Raw genomic sequence first — 18,249 nt, forward strand, 5'->3', positions numbered from 1 at the left:
TCCCGCCCACCCTAACGTCAGCCTCGGGTATGAACAAGCGCACCCGCCGAATAGGTCGCCTTCACCGCCCGGTCATCCCCCAGCAGCGCCAGCGCAAACACCAGTTCCTCGAGCGACTCCAGCTGCCTGGTCCTGCGCGCCAGCAGCGGGGTCGAGGCCGGGTCGAGCACGATGAAATCGGCTTCCGCGCCCGGCGCGAAGCTGCCGATCGTGCCTTCCAGGTCCATGGCGCGCGCCGCGCCCAGGGTGGCCAGGTAGAACATGCGCAGTGCCGGCAGGTAGCTGCCCTTCAGGCGCGCCACCTTGTAGGCTTCGTTCATGGTCTGCAGCATCGAGAACGAGGTGCCGGCGCCGACGTCGGTGCCGAGCGAGAGCATCGTGCGCGCGCGGTCGGCGCGGTCGAAGTCGAACAGGCCGCTGCCGAGAAACAAATTGGACGTCGGGCAGACCGCCGCAGCGCTCCCCGTGGCCGTCATGCGCGCGAAGTCTTCGTCGTCGAGCCAGATGCAGTGGCCGAACAGCGCGCGCGGGCGCATGAGGCCGAAGCGCTCATACACGTCGAGATAGCTGCGTGCCTGCGGAAACAGCTCGCCCACCCATGTGCATTCGTCCTGGTTTTCCGAGACGTGGGTCTGGATGAAGGTGTCCGGGAAGCTCGCGGCCAACTCGCCCGTGGCGCGCAGCTGGGCTTCGGTCGAGGTGGGCGCGAAGCGCGGCGTGATGGCGTAGAGCGCGCGGCCGCGCTTGTGCCATTTCTCGATCAGGTCCGCGCTGTCGCCGACGCCGCCTTCGACGTCGCGCAGGAAGTCCGGGCAGTGGCGGTCCATCAGCACCTTGCCGGCCACCATGCGCAGGTTGCGCGCTTCGCTCACTTCGAAAAAGGTATCGACCGACTCCCGGTGCACGGTGCAGTAAACCACCGCGGTCGTGGTCCCGCAGCGCAGCAGCTCGTCCAGGAAGAACTCGGCGGTCGCGCGCGCATGCTCCGTGTCGCCGAAGCGGCGCTCGGTCGGGAAGGTATAGGTGTCGAGCCAGGGCAGCAGGCCGGGCGCCGGCGAGGCGATCATGTCGGTCTGCGGGAAATGCAGGTGGGTGTCGATGAAGCCGGGCGTGATCAACTTGCCCCGGTAGTCGACCGGCGTGACGCCCTCTGGCAGAGTGCAGGCGAGCGTGGCATAGTCGCCCGCAGCCTTGACGCGGCCGTCTTCGATGACCAGCAGGCCATCCTCATGCCAGGCATGGGCGCCGGGGTCGAAGGCCGGGTCGGCGTGAAAATGCAGCAAGCTCGCGCGGTAGGCTTGCACGTTTGTTTGTGCGATGGACATCAATTTACTTCCGAAGAAACGTCAGGTTGGCGGGCGGCTGCTTCCCAGATGGTGAGCAGCTGGGCCGCCACGGAGGCCGCGATCACGGCCGGGGCCTTGCCCTCGATGCCGGGCAGGCCGACGGGGCAGACCATGGCGTCGAGGCGGTCGGCGGCAACGCCGCGTTCGCGCAGGCGGTGTTCGAACTGGCGGCGTTTTGTATCGGAGCCGATCAGGCCGAACCAGCCGGTGCCGGGGCGGGACAGTATCGCGTGCGACAGGCGCAGGTCAAGGGCATGGCTGTGTGTCATGACCAAAAAGCTGGTGCCCTGTGGCGCTTTTTCAACAAGCGCCTCGGGGGAGTCGGTCGCCTCGATCGTCACGTTGGCAGGGATCGAAGGCGGGAACAGGTCGTCGCGCTCGTCGACCCAGGTCACGCGGCAGGGCAGCTCGGCCAGCGCACGCACGATGGCGGCGCCGACATGGCCGGCGCCGAACAGCATCAGGTGCTCGCGCGGGGCGAGGACAGCATCGACCAGCCAGCGGCGGCCGCCCTCTTCCATCACGTGGGTGCCGGCGGCAGGGTCGAACGCGGGCCCGGGTTCGCCGGCCAGGAGAAGTCCCGCCGCATCGGCCAGCGCCCATCGGGTTTCGCCATCGAGCGCCACGATGCGCCAGGTATCTTCGTTGCGGCGTGCATCGAGCAGCGCCAACTGGCCCGGATCGGCCATCTCGAACGCCAGGTAGGCAATCCCGCCACAGCACTGCCCAAGACTCGGCCCCAGCGGAAAACGCTCGATATGCGCTGCGCCGCCCCTAGAGAGCATGCCGCGCGCAATCTCCAGAGCCCGATGCTCCAGGTGCCCGCCGCCGATGGTGCCATGGAAGCACGAGGCGTGCACCAGCATCCGTGCGCCCGGCTCGCGCGGCACCGAGCCCTCGACGCGGGCAACCGTCACCAGCACGGCCGGCGCCTGGGGCGCGGCGTTCAATCCTTCGATCATCACGCGCCCTGCGCAGCTTCGACCGCTGCCACCGCCTTGAGGATTTCCTCGCAGGTGGCCGGCGCATTCAAGGGCGGGTTGACCTTGTGTCCGCCCACGGCGGAGATCGCGTCGCGGATGGCGAAGAACACCGAAAACGGCAGCAACAGCGGCGGCTCGCCGACGGCCTTGGAGCGGTGGATGCTGTCCTCGGCGTTGCGGTTCCTGAACAGGTGCACGCGAAAATCTTCCGGGCAGTCCGAGATGCCGGGGATCTTGTAGGTCGACGGCGCGTGGGTCATCAGCTTGCCCGCCGGGTTCCACCACAATTCTTCCGTGGTGAGCCAGCCCATGCCCTGGATGAAGGCGCCTTCGACCTGGCCGATGTCGATCGCCGGGTTCAGCGAATTGCCGGCGTCATACAGCGCGTCGGCGCGCAGCAGCTTCCATTCGCCGGTGAGCGTGTCCACCACGACTTCCGAGACCGCCGCGCCATAGGCGTAGTAGGAGAACGGGTGGCCGTTCATGGTCTTCGGGTCCCAGTGCAGGCCGGGCGTGGCATAGAAGCCGTCGGACCACAGCTGCACCCGCGCCAGGTAGGCCTTGGCCACGAGCTCGCCGAACGGGACCTCGCGCCCGGCCACGAACACGGTATCCGTAGCAAACTGCACTTCAAGGGCGTCGCCGCCATATTCTCCAGCGGCGAAGGCGGCCAGGCGGTCGCGGATCTTGCGCGCGGCGTCCTGCGCGGCCTTGCCGTTCAGGTCCGCGCCGGTGGAAGCGGCGGTGGCCGAAGTATTGGCGACCTTGCTGGTATTGGTGGCGGTGGCGCGCACGCGCGCCAAGTCCACGCCCAGTTCGTGCGCGACCACCTGCATCACCTTGGTGTTGATGCCCTGCCCCATCTCGGTGCCGCCATGGTTGACCAGGATCGAGCCGTCCACATAGACGTGCACCAGCGCCCCCGCCTGGTTCAGGTGGGTGACGTTGAAGGCGATGCCGAATTTCACGGGCGTGATCGCCAGGCCTTTCTTGAGCACGGGACTGAGACGGTTGTATTCGGCGATTCGCGCGCGGCGGGCGCGGTAGTCGCTGGTCTCTTCCAGCTCGGCCACCAGCTCATGGATGACGTTGTCGACGATCGTCTGGCCATAGGGCGTGACATTACGGTCAGTGCGGCCATAGAAATTCAGGCGCCGGATGTCGAGCGGGTCGCGCCTGAGGTTGCGCGCGATCTCGTCGATCACGTATTCGATGGCAATCGCGCCCTGCGGCCCGCCGAAGCCGCGGAAGGCGGTGTTCGACTGGGTATTGGTCTTGCCGCAGGCCGCGCGGATCTCGACGTCGGACAAATAATAGGTATTGTCGAAGTGGCAGACGGCGCGCGTGGCCACCGGCCCGGACAAATCGGCCGAATAGCCGGCGCGGGTGACCATGTCGACCTTGGCGGCGACGATGCGCCCTTCGCGGTCGTAGCCGACTTCGTATTCGTAGTGGAAGCAGTGGCGCTTGCCGGTGACGAGCATGTCGTCGTCGCGGTCGGCGCGCAGCTTGACCGGACGACGCAGGCGTGCGGCAGCGATCGCGGCCGCGGATGCCCACAGCGCCGATTGCGATTCCTTGCCGCCGAAGCCCCCGCCCATGCGGCGGCATTCGACCACCACGTGGTGCGAATGCAGGCCGAGCGCGTGCGCGACCACGTGCTGCATCTCGCTCGGGTGCTGGGTCGAGCAGTAGACGTGCATGCCGCGGTCTTCGCCGGGAATCGCATAGGCGATCTGGCCTTCAAGGTAAAACTGTTCCTGGCCGCCGACATACAGCTCGCCCCTGGCGCGGTAAGGCGCGCGGGCAAAGGCGGTTTCCGCGTCGCCGCGCGCCAGGCGCATCGGCGGCAGCACATAGGACTGCGCGGCGCGCGCCGCCTGCGGGGTGAGGATGGCCGGCAGGTCTTCGTACCCGACCTTCGCCAGTTTCGCGGCGCGGCGTGCGTTGTCGTGGCTGTCGGCCACCACGATGAACACCGGCTGGCCGACATACTGCACCAGCCCATCTGCCAGGATCGGGTCGTCGTGGATGATCGGGCCGCAGTCGTTGGTGCCGGGGATGTCCTGGGCCACCAGCACCGCCACCACGCCGCGGCTGGCGCGGACGGGTTCGAGGTCGATGGCCGTGATGCGCGCGTGGGCGCGGCTGGACAGGCCGAGCGCGGCGTGCAGCGTGCCGGCTGTCTCTAACATGTCGTCGGTATAGGTGGCCTGGCCGAGCACGTGCAGTACGGCGGATTCATGCGGCCGCGCGCGGCCGACTTCGTTCCACTGGGCCGTGCCAAGCTTGGGGGTGCCTGCGTCATTCATCTCGATTCTCCTGAGGCGCCGGCGGCAAACGCATTGACGGCGGTGGCCGGCAGCGGATCATCCACCCGCGTCTCCAGCCAGAAACGGCGCAGCAAATTCTGCGCGGCCCGCATGCGGTAATTGCTCGATGCGCGCATGTCGCTCAGCGGCGCGTAATCCTGCGCCATCGCCGTCATGGCCGCGCGCATGGCCGCTTCGGTCCATGGCTGCCCGACCAGTGCTGCTTCGGCGCGCGCCGCGCGCCTGGGCGTGGCCGCCATGCCCCCAAAGGCGATGCGCGCGCTGGTTACGGTGCCGGCTTCAAACCTCAGCGCAAAGGCCGCGCACACGGCCGAGATATCCTGGTCGAAGCGCTTGGCCAGTTTATAGGTGCGGAACTGCAGGCCGCTTCGTGGCAGCGGAATGCGGATCGCCTGCACGAATTCGTCGGGGCGCAGGTCTTTCTGCTGATAGCCGAGATAAAAATCTTCCAGCGCCAGCGCGCGTTCGCCGGCGGCGCCGCGCAGCACCACCTGGGCGCCCAGGGCGATCAGCCAGGGCATCGAGTCGCCGATCGGCGAGCCGTTGGCGACGTTGCCGCCCAGGGTGCCGGCATTGCGGATCGGGAGCGAGGCGAAGCGCTGCCACATCTCGCCCAGCTCGTCGGGATAATGGCGGCATACCGCCGCATAGGCATCGTTCAGCGTGACGCCGGCGCCGATTTCCAGCATCCCACCGGTTTCGCTGACGCCCTTGAGCGCCTCGACCTGGCCCAGGTAGATGATGTCGTTCAGCTCGCGCATGTGCTTGGTGACCCAGAGGCCGACGTCGGTCGACCCGGCCAGCAGCAGCGCAGTCGGGTGTTCGGTACGCAGTTGCACCAGCTCGTCGAGGGTGCGCGGTGCGTGGAAGCGTCCGCCTTTGGCTTCGTAGCTGAAGCCATGCGCGCGCTGCAGCAGTTGCAGGCGCTCGGCCAGCGCAGCGCGGTCGAAGGAGGCCGGCGGCAGCTCGACCATGCGGCGGGCGGCGTCGATAATCGGGCGATAGCCGGTGCAGCGGCACAGGTTGCCCGACAGGGCGTCGTCGATCTGGCAGCGCGAAGGCTGGCGGCCTTCCTGTTTCAGGTACATGCCCCACAGCGACATGGCGAAACCCGGGGTGCAGAAACCGCATTGCGAACCATGGCATTCGACCAGCGCCTGCTGCACCGGGTGCAGCGTGCCGTCCTGCTGTTGCAGGTCTTCCACGGTAAACAGCGCCTTGCCGTCGAGCGTGGGGGTGAACTGGATGCAGGAATTGACCGCCTTTAGTATCAGCTTGCCGCCTTCCAGCGAGCCGACCACGACCGTGCAGGCGCCGCAATCGCCCTCGGCGCAGCCTTCCTTGGTGCCGGTGCAATGCAGGTCTTCCCGCAGGTGCTGCAGGATGGTCTGCGTCGGTGCGGCATCCCGCACTTCCTGGACGGCCCCACGGTAATAAAATCGGATCGGGTCTGGCATCGTGGGTCTCGTCGGTTGATCTCTGTACTGGGCGCTTTTCACCAAGGGCGGAAGGCTACCACCCGCGGCCACCCCATTTATAAGATATTGCATATATTACTTATCAATATATGAGCATATCTTATGAAAGGCCCCGCAACTTCATTCTAGGAAAGGATGGACGCTTTTCCAATGATTGGCGATGTCGATGCGGCGCGTGATCCACACGTGCTTGTGGCGCTGCACGTAATCCAGGAAGCGCGCCAGCGCCGCCGCCCGTGCCGGCCGTCCCACGAGACGGCAATGCAGGCCGATCGACAGCATCTTTGGCTGGTTCAGCCCGTTCGGATCGCCCTCGGCATACAGCACGTCGAACGCGTCCTTTAAATAATCGAAAAACTGGGTGCCGGAATTGAAGCCCTGCATGGCGGCGAAGCGCATGTCGTTGGTATCCAGGGTATAGGGCACGACCAGGTGCGGCTCCGAGCGCTCCTCTCCCGCGGCGCCCTGCACAAGCACGCGCTGCCAGAACGGCAGGTCGTCACCATAGTGGTCGGCGTCATAGGCGAAACCTCCGTGCTCGACCACCAGCTTGCGGGTATTGGGGGAATCGCGCCCGGTGTACCAGCCCAGCGGCGCCTCTCCCGTGAGCTCGCGGATGACCTGCACGGCTTCGGCCATGTGGGCGCGTTCGGTGTCCTCGTCCATGTTCTGGTACGAGATCCAGCGCAACCCGTGGCAGGCGATCTCGTGGCCCAGCTCGCGGAAGGCGCTGGCTGCCTCCGGGTGGCGCTTGAGCGCCATCGCGACCGCGAACACGGTCAGCGGCAGGCCGCGCTCCTCGAACAGGCGCAGGATCCGCCACAGCCCGGCGCGCGAACCGTATTCGTAGAGCGACTCCATACTCATGTGGCGCATCGGGAAGGCTTGCGCGCCGATGATCTCGGACAGGAAGGTTTCCGAGGCCGGGTCGCCGTGCAGCACGGAATTTTCGCCGCCCTCCTCGTAGTTCAGCACGAACTGCAGGGCGATCCTGGCCTGGCCCGGCCATTGCGGATGCGGCGGAGTGCGGCCATAGCCAACCAGGTCGCGCGGATAGTTCGAGTAGGTGTCCATGGTTTCTGAAGAAGCAGGTATATCGGCGATCATATATTGCAGGAAGCACAAGGGTATATGATTACTCGCATACTTCAACTCATCCATCCGATATGGGAGCACCATGGGCAAACTTTCCACCCACGTCCTCGACACCGCCCATGGCCGGCCCGGCACCGGCGTCAAGGTGGAGTTGTTCATCAATGATGAGGGCGGACGCCGCCTGGTCAAGACCGAGCTGACCAACGCCGACGGCCGCTGCGGCGCCCCGCTGCTCGAGGGCGAGGCCTTGCAGGCCGGGCAGTACGAACTGGTCTTCCACGCAGGCGACTATTTCGCCGCCCAGGGCGTCGCCCTGCCCTCGCCGCGCTTCCTCGACCGCATCACCATCGCCTTCGGCGTTTTTGACAACAGCCAGAACTACCACGTGCCGCTGGTGGTCACGCCCTGGTCCTATTCCACCTACCGGGGAAGCTAGGGACCCCTGCTGCCTTGCAGCCGGACGCTGCGCCAAAGTGAATCTTGCTATGCTTGGTTTCAGCGTACCGGAGAGCATATGGCATTGCACATCGTTCATTTCATCGGGCCCATCAACCACAGTTCCGCCAGCGCGGTGCGCAACCTGTGCCTGCAGGCACTGCAAAACGGCGCCACCGAGATCGAACTGCACATGTCCAGCGAAGGCGGCAACATGACGGCCGGCTTCGCGCTCTACTTCTTCCTGAAATCGCTCCCGGTGCCGCTCACCACCCACAATATCGGCAGCGTCGAATCGGTGGCCGTGGTCATTTTCCTGGCTGGCCAAAAACGCTATGCCTGCCCCGGCACCCGCTTCCTGATCCACCCGCTGCACTGGGGCTTCGGCAGCCTGGCCGCGGCCGACCATGCCCGCGTGTCCGAATGGCGCGACTGCCTCGACTTCGACGCCGAACGCTATGCCAAGGCCGTCCTCGACGCCACCACCGAGGCCGGCACCCCCACCGATATCCACGCCAATTTATTCGGCAGCGCCCGCATTTTCGACGCCGATGAAGCGGTCCAGGCCGGCCTCATCCATCGCGCCGTCCAGGCGCAACTCCCCCCTGCCGGAACTACTTGTCATTGGTGGAATTAAGTCTGACAAGCCACTGTTTCAATCTCACAACGGCAAGATAGCATTCCTGGAAGAAATATCACCAATTGTCATTATTCCCTTGCGCTCAAAATTGCTCGCTGGATAGAATCATTTCCAGTGTTTCACGGTGCTGCCTGCTTGCTGCTGGGTCGGCACCGCCCTTCCCGAGCAGCTGTACGCAACATGAGCGCAACAAGAATCATTATGAAAAAACGTTTGATCGCTACCCTGCTGGCGCTTCCGCTGGCAGCTTCCACGAGCTTCGCGCAGGAAAGCGCCGGCTTCCCATCCGTCAAAGTCAGCGGCTTCGGCACCGGCGCCCTGACCTATGCCAACACCGACAAGGCTGAATTCGCCCGTCCCAACCAGGCCGAAGGCTCCTCGAAAGACTTCCGCACCGGTATCGACTCAAACCTCGGCCTGCAGGCCGACATGCCGGTCAACAGCTGGTTGTCGCTGACGGCCCAGGGCCTGGTGCGCAAGGATGCCGAGGCAAACTTCGGCGCTGAACTGAGCTGGGCGTTCGCCAAGGCCCGCATTTCGGACGAAGTGAGCGTGCGCATCGGCCGCGTCGGCCTGCCGGTCTTCATGATCTCGGACTACCGTAACGTCGGCTATGCCAACACCATGCTGCGTCCGCCAGCCGAAGTGTATTCGCAGGTCCCGTTCAACAGTATCGACGGCGCCGATGTCACCTGGCAGCACAGCTTCGGCGACACGACCGTGACCTCCCAGCTGGCCTACGGCCGCGTGAAGTCGCCGATTTCCGGCAACATCCACGCCCAGGGCAAGGGCCTGGCTGCTGTCAACGTGAGCGCCGAACACGGCCCGTTCACCGTGCGCGCCGGTCACGCCACCGGCAAGATCACCATCGACGATTCGGTCTCGCTCAACACCCTGGTGGGTAGCCTGCGCGCTGCCGGTGCCGGCTATCGCTTCCCGCAGCTGGCTCCACTGGCTGCCGAGATCGAAGCCAAGAACAAGCGCGCGCACTTCAGCTCGCTGGGCCTGTCGATGGACTGGAACAACATCGTTGTCCAGACCGAGTTCGCCAAGCGCAAGTCCGAGACCTACATCAACGACACCAGCTCGTGGTATGTGATGGGCGGCTACCGCATCGGCAAATTCCTGCCGTACTACACCCGCAGCAACCTGAAGATCGACAGCACCGTCGTCAACACCGTGCCGGCAGCCTGCCCGGCCGGCTTCCCGGCCGCCTGCACCCCGACCATGCAGGCGCTCGGCGCCGGCGTGCGCCGCCTGCCGAACACCGGCGTGGGCCAGGGCGAACAGTCGACCAACACGCTCGGCGTGCGCTGGGACTTTGCCAGCTCGGTGGCACTGAAGGCACAGGTCGACCGCATCAAGCCGAAGAACGGCAACGGCCTGTTCATCAACGTGCAGCCTGGCTTCAACGACACCGTGACCGTCGGCGCCGTCGCCCTCGATTTCGTCTTCTAAGGAGCGACCATGAACAAGATTATTGCAACGCTGTTCGCCGCCGCTACCTTGGCCGCTGCCGCTCCGGCCTTCGCCGAAGTGGTGGTCGTGGTCAACCCGAAAGCCGCCGAATCGGCGATGACCAAGGAGCAGGTCGCCCAGTTCTTCCTGGGTAAGTCGTCGTCGATGACGCCGATCGACCAGGCCGACGGCGCCCCGGTCCGCAACGAGTTCTACAAGAAGGTCGCGGACAAGGATGCAGCCCAGGCCAAGGCCCTGTGGTCCAAGCTGGTCTTCACCGGCAAGGCCACGATGCCGAAGGAAGTCGCCGACAACGCCGCCGTCAAGGCTGCCGTCGCCGCCAACCCGAAGGCCATCGGATATATCGAGAAGAGCGCTGTCGATGCGACCGTCAAAGTCGTCTACACCGCGCAATAAACGCACACGCGTCTAGCAATACCCGCCGCCGGTCTTCAAGCCCGCGGCGGTTTCTGCATTCTGGAGACAACAATGAGCATCAAGCGCAGGATCTGGGCATTGCCCGTCATTTCCGCCATTATTTTCGGCCTGGGTGCAGGCGCGAGCGTGATGATCGCGAACGGCGCACTCCGGTCGATCACCACGACCGCCAGCGTCGACTACCCGGTGCTCGACGCCTCCAAGGCGCTCACCCTGGACGTCGCAGCCGTCGCCGACGGCTTCCGTGACGCCGTCGCCGAAGGCGACAAGGAAAAGATCGGCCAGGTCGGCGAGCAGGCCACGAAGCTGCGCGCGAAGCTGGACAAGTTCAAACAAATCCCGGGCCAGTTCGAGACCGGCACCCGCCTGGGCAAGGAATTCGACGCCTATTACGCACCGGCCCTGTCGGCCGCGCGCATCATGCTCGAGATGGAGCAAGGCGACCCGCAGGCGGCCGTCGGCAAGATGCAGCCGGCGCTGGCGGTCCTGAACAGCGACCTCGCCAAGGTCAATGAAGCGGCCCAGCGCCAGTTCGCCACCGGCATCGAGGACAGCAAGAACAGCGTGAACAAAGTCATGATTTCGATGCTGCTCACCGCCCTGGTGGTGATCGCCAGCCTGGCCGTGATCTCCTGGTTCGTGGTGCGCACCATCTGGCGCCAGCTCGGCGGCGAGCCTGCCTATGCCCGCGAGATCGCACGCGCCGTGGCCGCCGGCGACCTGTCAACCGAGATCCGCATTGAAGCCGGCGACGACAGCAGCCTGCTGGTGGCGCTGAAGGACATGCGCGGCCGCCTGGCGACCCTGGTCGCCGAGATCAAGGCCTCGGCCGACACCATCGCGCTGGCCAGCGCCGAAATCGCGAGCGGCAATGCCGACCTGGCGCAGCGCACCGAATCGCAGGCCGCGAGCCTGGACCGCACCACCCGCTCGATGGACGAACTGACCGGCGCCGTGCGCGAGAACGCCGCTGCCGCCAGCCAGGCCAACGCACTGGTGGAAACCGCGACCGATATCGCGACCCGCGGCGGCCAGGTGGTCGGCGGCGTGGTCACCACCATGGGCGACATCAACAGCTCGGCCAACAAGATCGTCGAGATCATCTCGGTCATCGACGGCATCGCCTTCCAGACCAATATCCTGGCGCTGAACGCGGCCGTGGAAGCGGCGCGCGCCGGCGAACAGGGCCGCGGCTTCGCAGTGGTCGCGGGCGAAGTGCGCAACCTGGCGCAGCGTTCGGCCGCGGCGGCGAAGGAAATCAAGGGCCTGATCGGCGACTCGGTGGCCAAGGTCAGCGCCGGCAGCGTGCTGGTGGACGAAGCAGGCGTCACCATGGGCCAGATCGTGGAATCGGTGCGCAAGGTGCAGGCCATCATGGCCGAGATCAGCGCCGCCGGCGCCCGCCAGAGCGCCGGCATCGACGAAATCGGCCGCGCCATCGGCAGCATCGACGAGATGACCCAGCAGAATTCGGCGCTGGTCGAAGAAGCCTCGGCGGCGGCGGAGTCGCTCACCGAGCAGACCACCCAGCTGACGGGGGCGCTGTCGGTGTTCAAGCTGGAAGCGCAGGCGCCGGCAAATGCTTCCGCGAATCGGCTGGCCTTGCGTTAAGTTTTAATTTATTGCGTCCGCCAGTTTGCGCGGTGGTTTGCGGCGAACTTGGCGGGAGCCCAATTTTTCCAGCACTCCACCCAGCTATCCTCGCACCACAATCCCCCGCTTGCCCCGTCCCAGGCATGCCTTACTCTCAACACCCCGCAAGCTCTTCTACGGGGCCCCTCGGATACCGTCCCCGTGTGGGTACTCGCGCCGGCACTCGCGCTGCCGATCCGGCTGGTCAAGCTGATGCAACCGGCGCCGTCAACACCTTCCCTTGTCGCCTGAACCATAATCCTTGTCGGCCCAACCACAAGGCTTGTCGGGTGCACCACGAACGCGGCGCCGTCATGGCCTCGCCGTGGCGCGCATGCATCTAGGCGGGCACAAATCCTTTACAAATTTGATGCCCGTAGGCATCATCCAAAGAATCCTTCCTGCATTGTTTCCCGTTTTTTAGCGCTCCTTTTCCACGGCTCATATGGCAGCAGTCCTCCCCAACACGACTTCCGGCACGCAACTGTCCGGACTGGCGCGCGCGCTGGTCCAGGCCAGCCGGCTGAGCGTGGGACAGGCCGACGCGCTGCAAAAGAAAGCCGCGGCCGACAAGACCGCCTTCATCGACGCCCTGCTCGAGAGCGGCATCATCGATCCGGGCGCGCTGGCCGCCTTCTGCGCCGAGACCTTCGGCTACCCGCTGCTCGACCTGTCGAGCTTCGCGCCGGAAGCCTTCCCGCTCACCGCCATCGACGCCAAGCTGATGCAGGCGCAGCGCGTCATCGCGCTGGCCAAGCGCGGCAACAAGATGTCGGTGGCGCTGTCGGACCCGACCAATACCCAGGCCCTGGACCAGATCAAGTTCCAGAGCGAAGCCTCGGTGGAACCGGTGATCGTGGCCCACGACGTGCTGCTCAAGCTGCTGGCCGGCCTGGCCAAGAGCGCCGAGCAGAGCCTGAACGACCTGGCCGGCGAAGAAGCGGAAATCGAATTCGCCGAAGAAGAAGCGCAGGCGCTGGCGCCGGCGGACGCCAGCAACGAGGTCGAGGACGCGCCGATCGTGCGCTTCCTGAACAAGATCCTGATGGACGCAGTGCAGATGGGCGCCTCCGACATCCACTTCGAGCCCTACGAAAAATACTACCGGATCCGCCTGCGCGTGGACGGGGTGCTGCGCGACCACGCCTCGCCGCCGCTGTCGATCCGCGAAAAGCTGGTCTCGCGCATCAAGGTGCTGGCCAAGCTCGACATCTCGGAAAAGCGCGTGCCGCAGGATGGCCGCATGCGCCTGATCATGGGCCCGACCCGCGCCATCGACTTCCGCGTCTCTACCCTGCCCACGCTGTTCGGCGAAAAGACCGTCATGCGTATCCTCGACGCCACCCAGGCGCAGATGGGCATCGACGCGCTCGGCTACGACCCGGACCAGAAGGCACTGCTGCTGGACGCGATCTCGCGCCCCTACGGCATGGTGCTGGTGACCGGCCCGACCGGCTCCGGCAAGACCGTGTCGCTGTACACCTGCCTGAACGTGCTGAACAAGCCGGGCATCAACATCTCGACCGCGGAAGACCCGGCCGAGATCAACCTGCCGGGCGTGAACCAGGTCAACGTCAACGACAAGGCGGGCCTGACCTTCCCGGTGGCGCTGAAATCATTCCTGCGCCAGGATCCGGACATCATCATGGTCGGCGAGATCCGCGACCTGGAAACCGCCGACATCGCGATCAAGGCCGCCCAGACCGGCCACATGGTGTTCTCGACCCTGCACACCAACGACGCGCCCTCGACCCTGACGCGCCTGATGAACATGGGCGTGGCGCCCTTCAACATCGCCTCGTCGGTGATCCTGATCACGGCGCAGCGCCTGGCGCGCCGCCTGTGCACCTGCAAGCAGCCGCTCGAGACCCCGCGCGAGGCGCTGGTCGCCGCCGGCTACCGCGAGGCCGACCTGGACGGCAGCTGGAAGCCCTACGGCCCGGCCGGCTGCGATCGCTGCCTCGGCTCAGGCTACAAAGGGCGCGTGGGCATCTACCAGATCATGCCGATCTCCTCCGCCATCGAGGCGCTGATCCTGGCGCACGGCAATTCGATGCAGATCGCCGCCCAGGCCGAGAAGGAAGGCGTGAACTCGCTGCGCCGCTCGGGCCTGATGAAAGTGAAACAGGGGCTGACCAGCCTCGAAGAAGTGCTCGGCTGCACCAACGAATAGGCGAATTACTATGGCAACCTCCCTACCAACCCGGAGCCGCGGCGGCGCGCAGGTCAAGGAATCTGTCTACGCCTGGGAAGGCAAGGACAAGACCGGCAAGACCGTGCGCGGCGAACTGCGTGCCGGCGGCGAGGCGATCGTCAACGTCACGCTGCGCCGCCAGGGCATCCTGGTCACCAAGGTCAAGAAAAAGGCCTACCGCAGCGGCAAGAAGATCACCGACAAGGACCTGACCCTGTTCACGCGCCAGCTCGCGACCATGATGAAGGCCGGCGTGCCGCTGCTGCAGGCCTTCGACATCGTCGGCAAGGGCCACGGCAATCCGTCGATGTCCAAGTTGATCATGGACCTGCGCAACGACGTCGAGACTGGCACCAGCCTGAACAACGCCTTCCGCAAATACCCGCTGTATTTCGACCCGCTGTTCTGCAACCTGGTGGGCGCCGGCGAACAGGCCGGTATCCTGGAAGACCTGCTCACCCGCCTGGCGATCTACAAGGAAAAGACGCTGGCCATCAAGGCCAAGATCAAGTCGGCATTGATGTACCCGGTCTCGATCATCGCGATCGCTTTTGTCGTCACGGCGGTGATCATGATCTGGGTGGTCCCGGCCTTCAAGGAAGTGTTCAAGACCTTCGGCGCCGACCTGCCCGCCCCGACCCTGATCGTGATGGCGATCTCGGAATTCTTCGTCACCTGGTGGTACCTGATCTTCGGCTCGATCTTCGGCGGCCTGTACTTCTTCTTCCAGGCCTGGCAGCGCTCGCTCAAGATGCAGCAGGCGATGGACCGCATCCTGCTTCGCCTGCCGATCTTCGGCGTCGTGATCCGCAAGGCCACCATCGCCCGCTGGACCCGCACCCTGTCGACCATGTTCGCCGCCGGCGTGCCGCTGGTGGAGGCGCTCGACTCGGTCGGCGGCGCCTCGGGCAACGCGGTCTACCTGGAAGCGACCCGCAAGATCCAGAACGAAGTCAGCACCGGCACCAGCCTGACGCTGTCGATGCAGAACGTGAACGTGTTCCCGAACATGGTCATCCAGATGGTGCAGATCGGCGAGGAATCCGGCTCGCTCGACGCCATGCTGGGCAAGGTCGCGGACTTCTACGAAGAGGAAGTCGACGAGGCGGTGGCGGGGCTGTCGTCCTTGATGGAGCCGCTGATCATGGTGATCCTGGGGGTGCTCATCGGCGGCCTGGTGATAGCAATGTATATGCCGATCTTCAAGCTCGGTTCGGTGGTCTAGGCCCCAACTGTAGGTTCTCAGAATACTTCGCAGTGTCTCAGAAAACTTCGCACTGAATTCGCAGTGTTCTCACGTAGTTCGCAGTAGCTCTACCTCTAACTGACGTAGAGCTACTGCTTAGCACCTCTCTCCATGGAAATTCTTGGCTGAACCGACAATTGCTCGAGCAGTTCCAATTTTCGTCTGGCTCATTCGCCTTGATTAAAGGAAACTGTTGGCACGTTTCTCGACACTGCGCTCACACATTCAAAACAATCAAATTAGGAATGCCAAGTGGTAGAAAAGAAGCAAGGCGTATCCGATAGCTTGCTACAGGTAATGTTCGGCGCCCCGAGAGCGGCTAGCACGCCTGTTCCAGAGAATCATATACTGATCGTGCCTAGCGAGGATCGCTGGAATGATTTTGGGTATCGAACCAAAGTAAACGTCTACGTTAACATTGGCGGTACACACTGGGGTGGAGTAGCCCACGTCGGGTTCTTAACCAGTGCCTCTGAAGAGCCAGCTGATGTCGACCGCATCAATCAGTGGCTGGCGTCGACAAGCGAACTAACCATCGCCCCGACCGAATTGCTCCCGTTCTTCACAATGCTTCCGTCGATGAAGTCCTACCGGGATATCGTAAATGTTTACGGTCCTGCCCGCGCAGTTCGCGTGTTACGTGCGATACGTGATCTCGTTGTGCTAAGAGAGCTACCGTCGAACGCAAACTGGCTTGACTCGGCAATTCAATCCCAGGTATTTTTGAAGTCCTTCGTGCGCACGTCAGAATCATTTTTTGCATTCCACAATGCCGGCCCCATCCTGCGCGGATTAGAGCAAGAGGAATCAGGAAGATTGTCAAGGTCGCTCGGAATCACCTTCAGGCTACCTGGACGGGAAACTGACCATGACCTCCAGTTTCGTTTTGACCACCAAGATACTCTGCCAAAACGTATTGCCATAGTCATCGGAAAGAATGGTGTCGGAAAAAGTCAGACCTTAGGGCGCATCACGACAGCCGCCCTGACCGGCGATCCGTCGTTGACTGACATGGACACCCAAGACAGGCCGCTGATCAATCGTTTGTTGGCTTTTGCACCAACGAATGAAGCGAAGTCAGTCTTTCCCACTGACCGCCGGCGACGTCCACGGATTTGGTACAAACGTTTTTCGCTAAACCGATCTGAACGGTTGACTCTGGGCGACGGTGTAGCTGGATCCATCGTCCAAGTGGCGCGAACAGAAGAGCATATACGGAATATGTCGCGTTGGGATATTTTCCTGAAGGCGATCGAGGCCATACATCGGTGGGAGGAAATTCATCTACCGGATATTCATGGGCATTACATGCCACTGCATGCGTTGCGTTCGGGTGGAGAACGAACCTCACTCGAGAACTTCGGACTTGTCGATCGGCGTAAGGATCCGGTTCGGCTTCTCGATGGAAAAGGTTACCCTTTGAGTAGCGGGGAAATCTCGTTCCTGCGATTCGCTGCACAGGCCAGTCTGCATATCGAAAACGGCTCCCTACTTTTATTGGATGAGCCTGAAACACACTTGCATCCGAACTTCATCAGTCAATTGGTACTGCTGCTTGACAACCTACTGGAGCTGACTGGTTCTGCTGCGATCATCGCAACCCACTCGGTTTACTTTGTACGAGAAGTTTTCCCTGCTCAGGTGACGGTACTGCGCGTCGACCAAGACGGCGCAGTCTTGGCCGAACAGCCGCGGCTGCAAACATTCGGTGCCGATGTGGGCGCTATCTCTTACTTCGTTTTTGGGGAAGACGAACCGTCACGCCTGGCGGAACGGGTTGAGAAGCGACTCCTTAGTCGATTTACGAGCTGGGAGGAACTGTATAGCCAATACAAAGACGAGTTGTCTATCGAGGTATTGGGGGCACTACGCGAGGTCTTGGAAGCGCGAGTATCGAAATGAATAAAATCCCATTGCCAATCTACGATGACGCCGTCGCGTTCGCAGCCTTGGCAGCCAACGCAGATGTAGCTAGCCATCCTAAACTGTCACCTTTTGTGGCGACCGTTCAGGCAGCTTACCAACAGTATGTCGCCGCTGGCGGAAATATATTCAATATCGCGGCAGTGCCGCTCGCGGTTAACATTGCTGGATACCTCCGAAGCCACTACAAGTCTCCTAACAAAGACTTGGCATACATTACTAGGATGCGGGAGGAAACGGAGCACAAGCCCTGTCCGATGTGCGGATCGTTTCATAGCGGAACGCTAGACCATCTATTACCCAAGAACACCTACGCGGCGTTCGCAATCTTCAGCAGAAACCTGGTGCCTGCGTGCAAGTGCAATATCAAGCGCAAAGAGACATTAACGGGGCTACTCGCTAATCAGCGAATTCTTCATCCCTACTTTGACGATTGTCTTTCGGAAAGACTAATCGGCGCAGACTTCTCTGCGCTTGGACCTGTGCCTCTGGTCGCCCTCAAGTTGCAGGTGCCAGCGACACACCCCGAGTACGCCGCGATTAGTTTTCACGTTCAAAAAATTGTCGAACGATCAGGGATTAAGAATTGGCTAACGACCAGGTGGGCGAAGCTTTGCCGAAAACCCAGTCTCATTGTTCGGGAGCTTAAGATAAATCCGGGGTCGCTTGCTCAGCTTCGAGACTCCCTCCTGGAAGAGCGAGATATGTTGGACGAGAGTTACGAGAGCAGGAATAACTGGGAATCGGTGTTCATTACAGGTCTCCTTGAAGCCCCCGTCACGAATTGGCTCTATACCAGAATGACAATGCCCGGACGGCAGGAAGATGGCCCTCTATTTTAAGCATGCCCCAGGTTCCGTTTACGATGACCTATGCGTTTCCGCACGCGTACGTCCGATTCTGGCCGTTGCGAATCCTCGGAATAGCTCAGTGTACGAAGTTGTTGCTAAGAGCAAGCGAGAGTTTGTAAGGTGCTTTCGTTTTAAGGCAGATTTAGCTCGGCGCTCACGGTGCAAAAACGGCGACAACGGCTACCTGAGACGAGTTA

Annotated in this window: 14 protein-coding genes; 9 read left to right on the forward strand and 5 right to left on the reverse strand. The window is 63.1% G+C overall.

Annotation, left to right across the window (positions count from 1 at the left end):
* Positions 1 to 17: 17 nt before the first annotated feature.
* The 5 genes from guaD to puuE form a co-directional block, all read right to left on the reverse strand.
* A complete protein-coding gene (gene guaD / locus AC56K1_RS10935) occupies positions 18 to 1,325 on the reverse strand; it encodes a guanine deaminase (protein WP_497157867.1) in 1,308 nt (435 codons plus the stop codon).
* On the reverse strand, positions 1,325 to 2,308 hold the full coding sequence (gene xdhC / locus AC56K1_RS10940) for a xanthine dehydrogenase accessory protein XdhC (RefSeq protein WP_497157868.1): 984 nt from the start codon (positions 2,306 to 2,308) through the stop codon (positions 1,325 to 1,327). The genes guaD and xdhC overlap by 1 nt, the downstream gene beginning before the upstream one ends.
* Positions 2,308 to 4,641: a xanthine dehydrogenase molybdopterin binding subunit gene (gene xdhB, locus AC56K1_RS10945; RefSeq protein ID WP_497157869.1), complete on the reverse strand. Its 2,334-nt coding sequence runs from the start codon at positions 4,639 to 4,641 to the stop codon at positions 2,308 to 2,310. The genes xdhC and xdhB overlap by 1 nt, the downstream gene beginning before the upstream one ends.
* Positions 4,638 to 6,119 carry a xanthine dehydrogenase small subunit gene (xdhA, locus tag AC56K1_RS10950; protein WP_497157870.1) on the reverse strand — a complete coding sequence of 494 codons (1,482 nt, stop codon included), beginning with the start codon at positions 6,117 to 6,119 and terminating at the stop codon, positions 4,638 to 4,640. Before xdhA ends, xdhB begins: the two co-directional genes overlap by 4 nt.
* Positions 6,120 to 6,260: 141 nt before the next feature.
* Positions 6,261 to 7,214, reverse strand: coding sequence for an allantoinase PuuE (gene puuE, locus AC56K1_RS10955; protein ID WP_497157871.1), 954 nt, complete (start codon positions 7,212 to 7,214; stop codon positions 6,261 to 6,263).
* 103 nt (positions 7,215 to 7,317) lie between these two features.
* Here puuE and uraH point away from each other — a divergent pair, with 103 nt between their 5' ends.
* The 9 genes from uraH to AC56K1_RS11000 all read left to right on the forward strand — a co-directional run bounded on the left by uraH (position 7,318) and on the right by AC56K1_RS11000 (position 18,043).
* Entirely contained in the window at positions 7,318 to 7,671 is a 354-nt protein-coding gene (gene uraH, locus AC56K1_RS10960; protein ID WP_497157872.1) for a hydroxyisourate hydrolase, read from the forward strand.
* Between the two features lie 78 nt (positions 7,672 to 7,749).
* Entirely contained in the window at positions 7,750 to 8,307 is a 558-nt protein-coding gene (locus AC56K1_RS10965; protein WP_497157873.1) for a ClpP family protease, read from the forward strand.
* A 204-nt stretch (positions 8,308 to 8,511) separates the two neighbouring features.
* Complete coding sequence (locus AC56K1_RS10970) at positions 8,512 to 9,768, forward strand: hypothetical protein (RefSeq protein ID WP_497157874.1); 1,257 nt, start codon at positions 8,512 to 8,514, stop codon at positions 9,766 to 9,768.
* Between the two features lie 9 nt (positions 9,769 to 9,777).
* Entirely contained in the window at positions 9,778 to 10,185 is a 408-nt protein-coding gene (locus tag AC56K1_RS10975) for a hypothetical protein (protein ID WP_497157875.1), read from the forward strand.
* A 72-nt stretch (positions 10,186 to 10,257) separates the two neighbouring features.
* On the forward strand, positions 10,258 to 11,817 hold the full coding sequence (locus tag AC56K1_RS10980; RefSeq protein WP_497157876.1) for a methyl-accepting chemotaxis protein: 1,560 nt from the start codon (positions 10,258 to 10,260) through the stop codon (positions 11,815 to 11,817).
* A 466-nt stretch (positions 11,818 to 12,283) separates the two neighbouring features.
* The gene (gene pilB / locus AC56K1_RS10985; RefSeq protein ID WP_497157877.1) at positions 12,284 to 14,011 is read left to right on the forward strand and encodes a type IV-A pilus assembly ATPase PilB; all 1,728 of its coding nucleotides are present in this window, start codon (positions 12,284 to 12,286) and stop codon (positions 14,009 to 14,011) included.
* A gap of 10 nt (positions 14,012 to 14,021) precedes the next feature.
* On the forward strand, positions 14,022 to 15,257 hold the full coding sequence (locus tag AC56K1_RS10990) for a type II secretion system F family protein (protein WP_497157878.1): 1,236 nt from the start codon (positions 14,022 to 14,024) through the stop codon (positions 15,255 to 15,257).
* 273 nt (positions 15,258 to 15,530) lie between these two features.
* Positions 15,531 to 17,180, forward strand: a complete 1,650-nt coding sequence (locus tag AC56K1_RS10995; protein ID WP_497157879.1) for an AAA family ATPase — start codon at positions 15,531 to 15,533, stop codon at positions 17,178 to 17,180.
* Positions 17,177 to 18,043: a hypothetical protein gene (locus AC56K1_RS11000; RefSeq protein ID WP_497157880.1), complete on the forward strand. Its 867-nt coding sequence runs from the start codon at positions 17,177 to 17,179 to the stop codon at positions 18,041 to 18,043. Before AC56K1_RS10995 ends, AC56K1_RS11000 begins: the two co-directional genes overlap by 4 nt.
* Positions 18,044 to 18,249 lie beyond the last annotated feature (206 nt).

This window comes from Telluria sp. ZB4P37 (assembly GCF_059685855.1).

Coding starts and splice junctions, on each gene's coding strand:
- guaD (WP_497157867.1), bottom strand. CDS start 1,325: ATGTCCATCGCACAAACAAACGTGCAAGCCTACCGCGCGAGCTTGCTG.
- xdhC (WP_497157868.1), bottom strand. CDS start 2,308: ATGATCGAAGGATTGAACGCCGCGCCCCAGGCGCCGGCCGTGCTGGTG.
- xdhB (WP_497157869.1), bottom strand. CDS start 4,641: ATGAATGACGCAGGCACCCCCAAGCTTGGCACGGCCCAGTGGAACGAA.
- xdhA (WP_497157870.1), bottom strand. CDS start 6,119: ATGCCAGACCCGATCCGATTTTATTACCGTGGGGCCGTCCAGGAAGTG.
- puuE (WP_497157871.1), bottom strand. CDS start 7,214: ATGGACACCTACTCGAACTATCCGCGCGACCTGGTTGGCTATGGCCGC.
- uraH (WP_497157872.1), top strand. CDS start 7,318: ATGGGCAAACTTTCCACCCACGTCCTCGACACCGCCCATGGCCGGCCC.
- AC56K1_RS10965 (WP_497157873.1), top strand. CDS start 7,750: ATGGCATTGCACATCGTTCATTTCATCGGGCCCATCAACCACAGTTCC.
- AC56K1_RS10970 (WP_497157874.1), top strand. CDS start 8,512: ATGAAAAAACGTTTGATCGCTACCCTGCTGGCGCTTCCGCTGGCAGCT.
- AC56K1_RS10975 (WP_497157875.1), top strand. CDS start 9,778: ATGAACAAGATTATTGCAACGCTGTTCGCCGCCGCTACCTTGGCCGCT.
- AC56K1_RS10980 (WP_497157876.1), top strand. CDS start 10,258: ATGAGCATCAAGCGCAGGATCTGGGCATTGCCCGTCATTTCCGCCATT.
- pilB (WP_497157877.1), top strand. CDS start 12,284: ATGGCAGCAGTCCTCCCCAACACGACTTCCGGCACGCAACTGTCCGGA.
- AC56K1_RS10990 (WP_497157878.1), top strand. CDS start 14,022: ATGGCAACCTCCCTACCAACCCGGAGCCGCGGCGGCGCGCAGGTCAAG.
- AC56K1_RS11000 (WP_497157880.1), top strand. CDS start 17,177: ATGAATAAAATCCCATTGCCAATCTACGATGACGCCGTCGCGTTCGCA.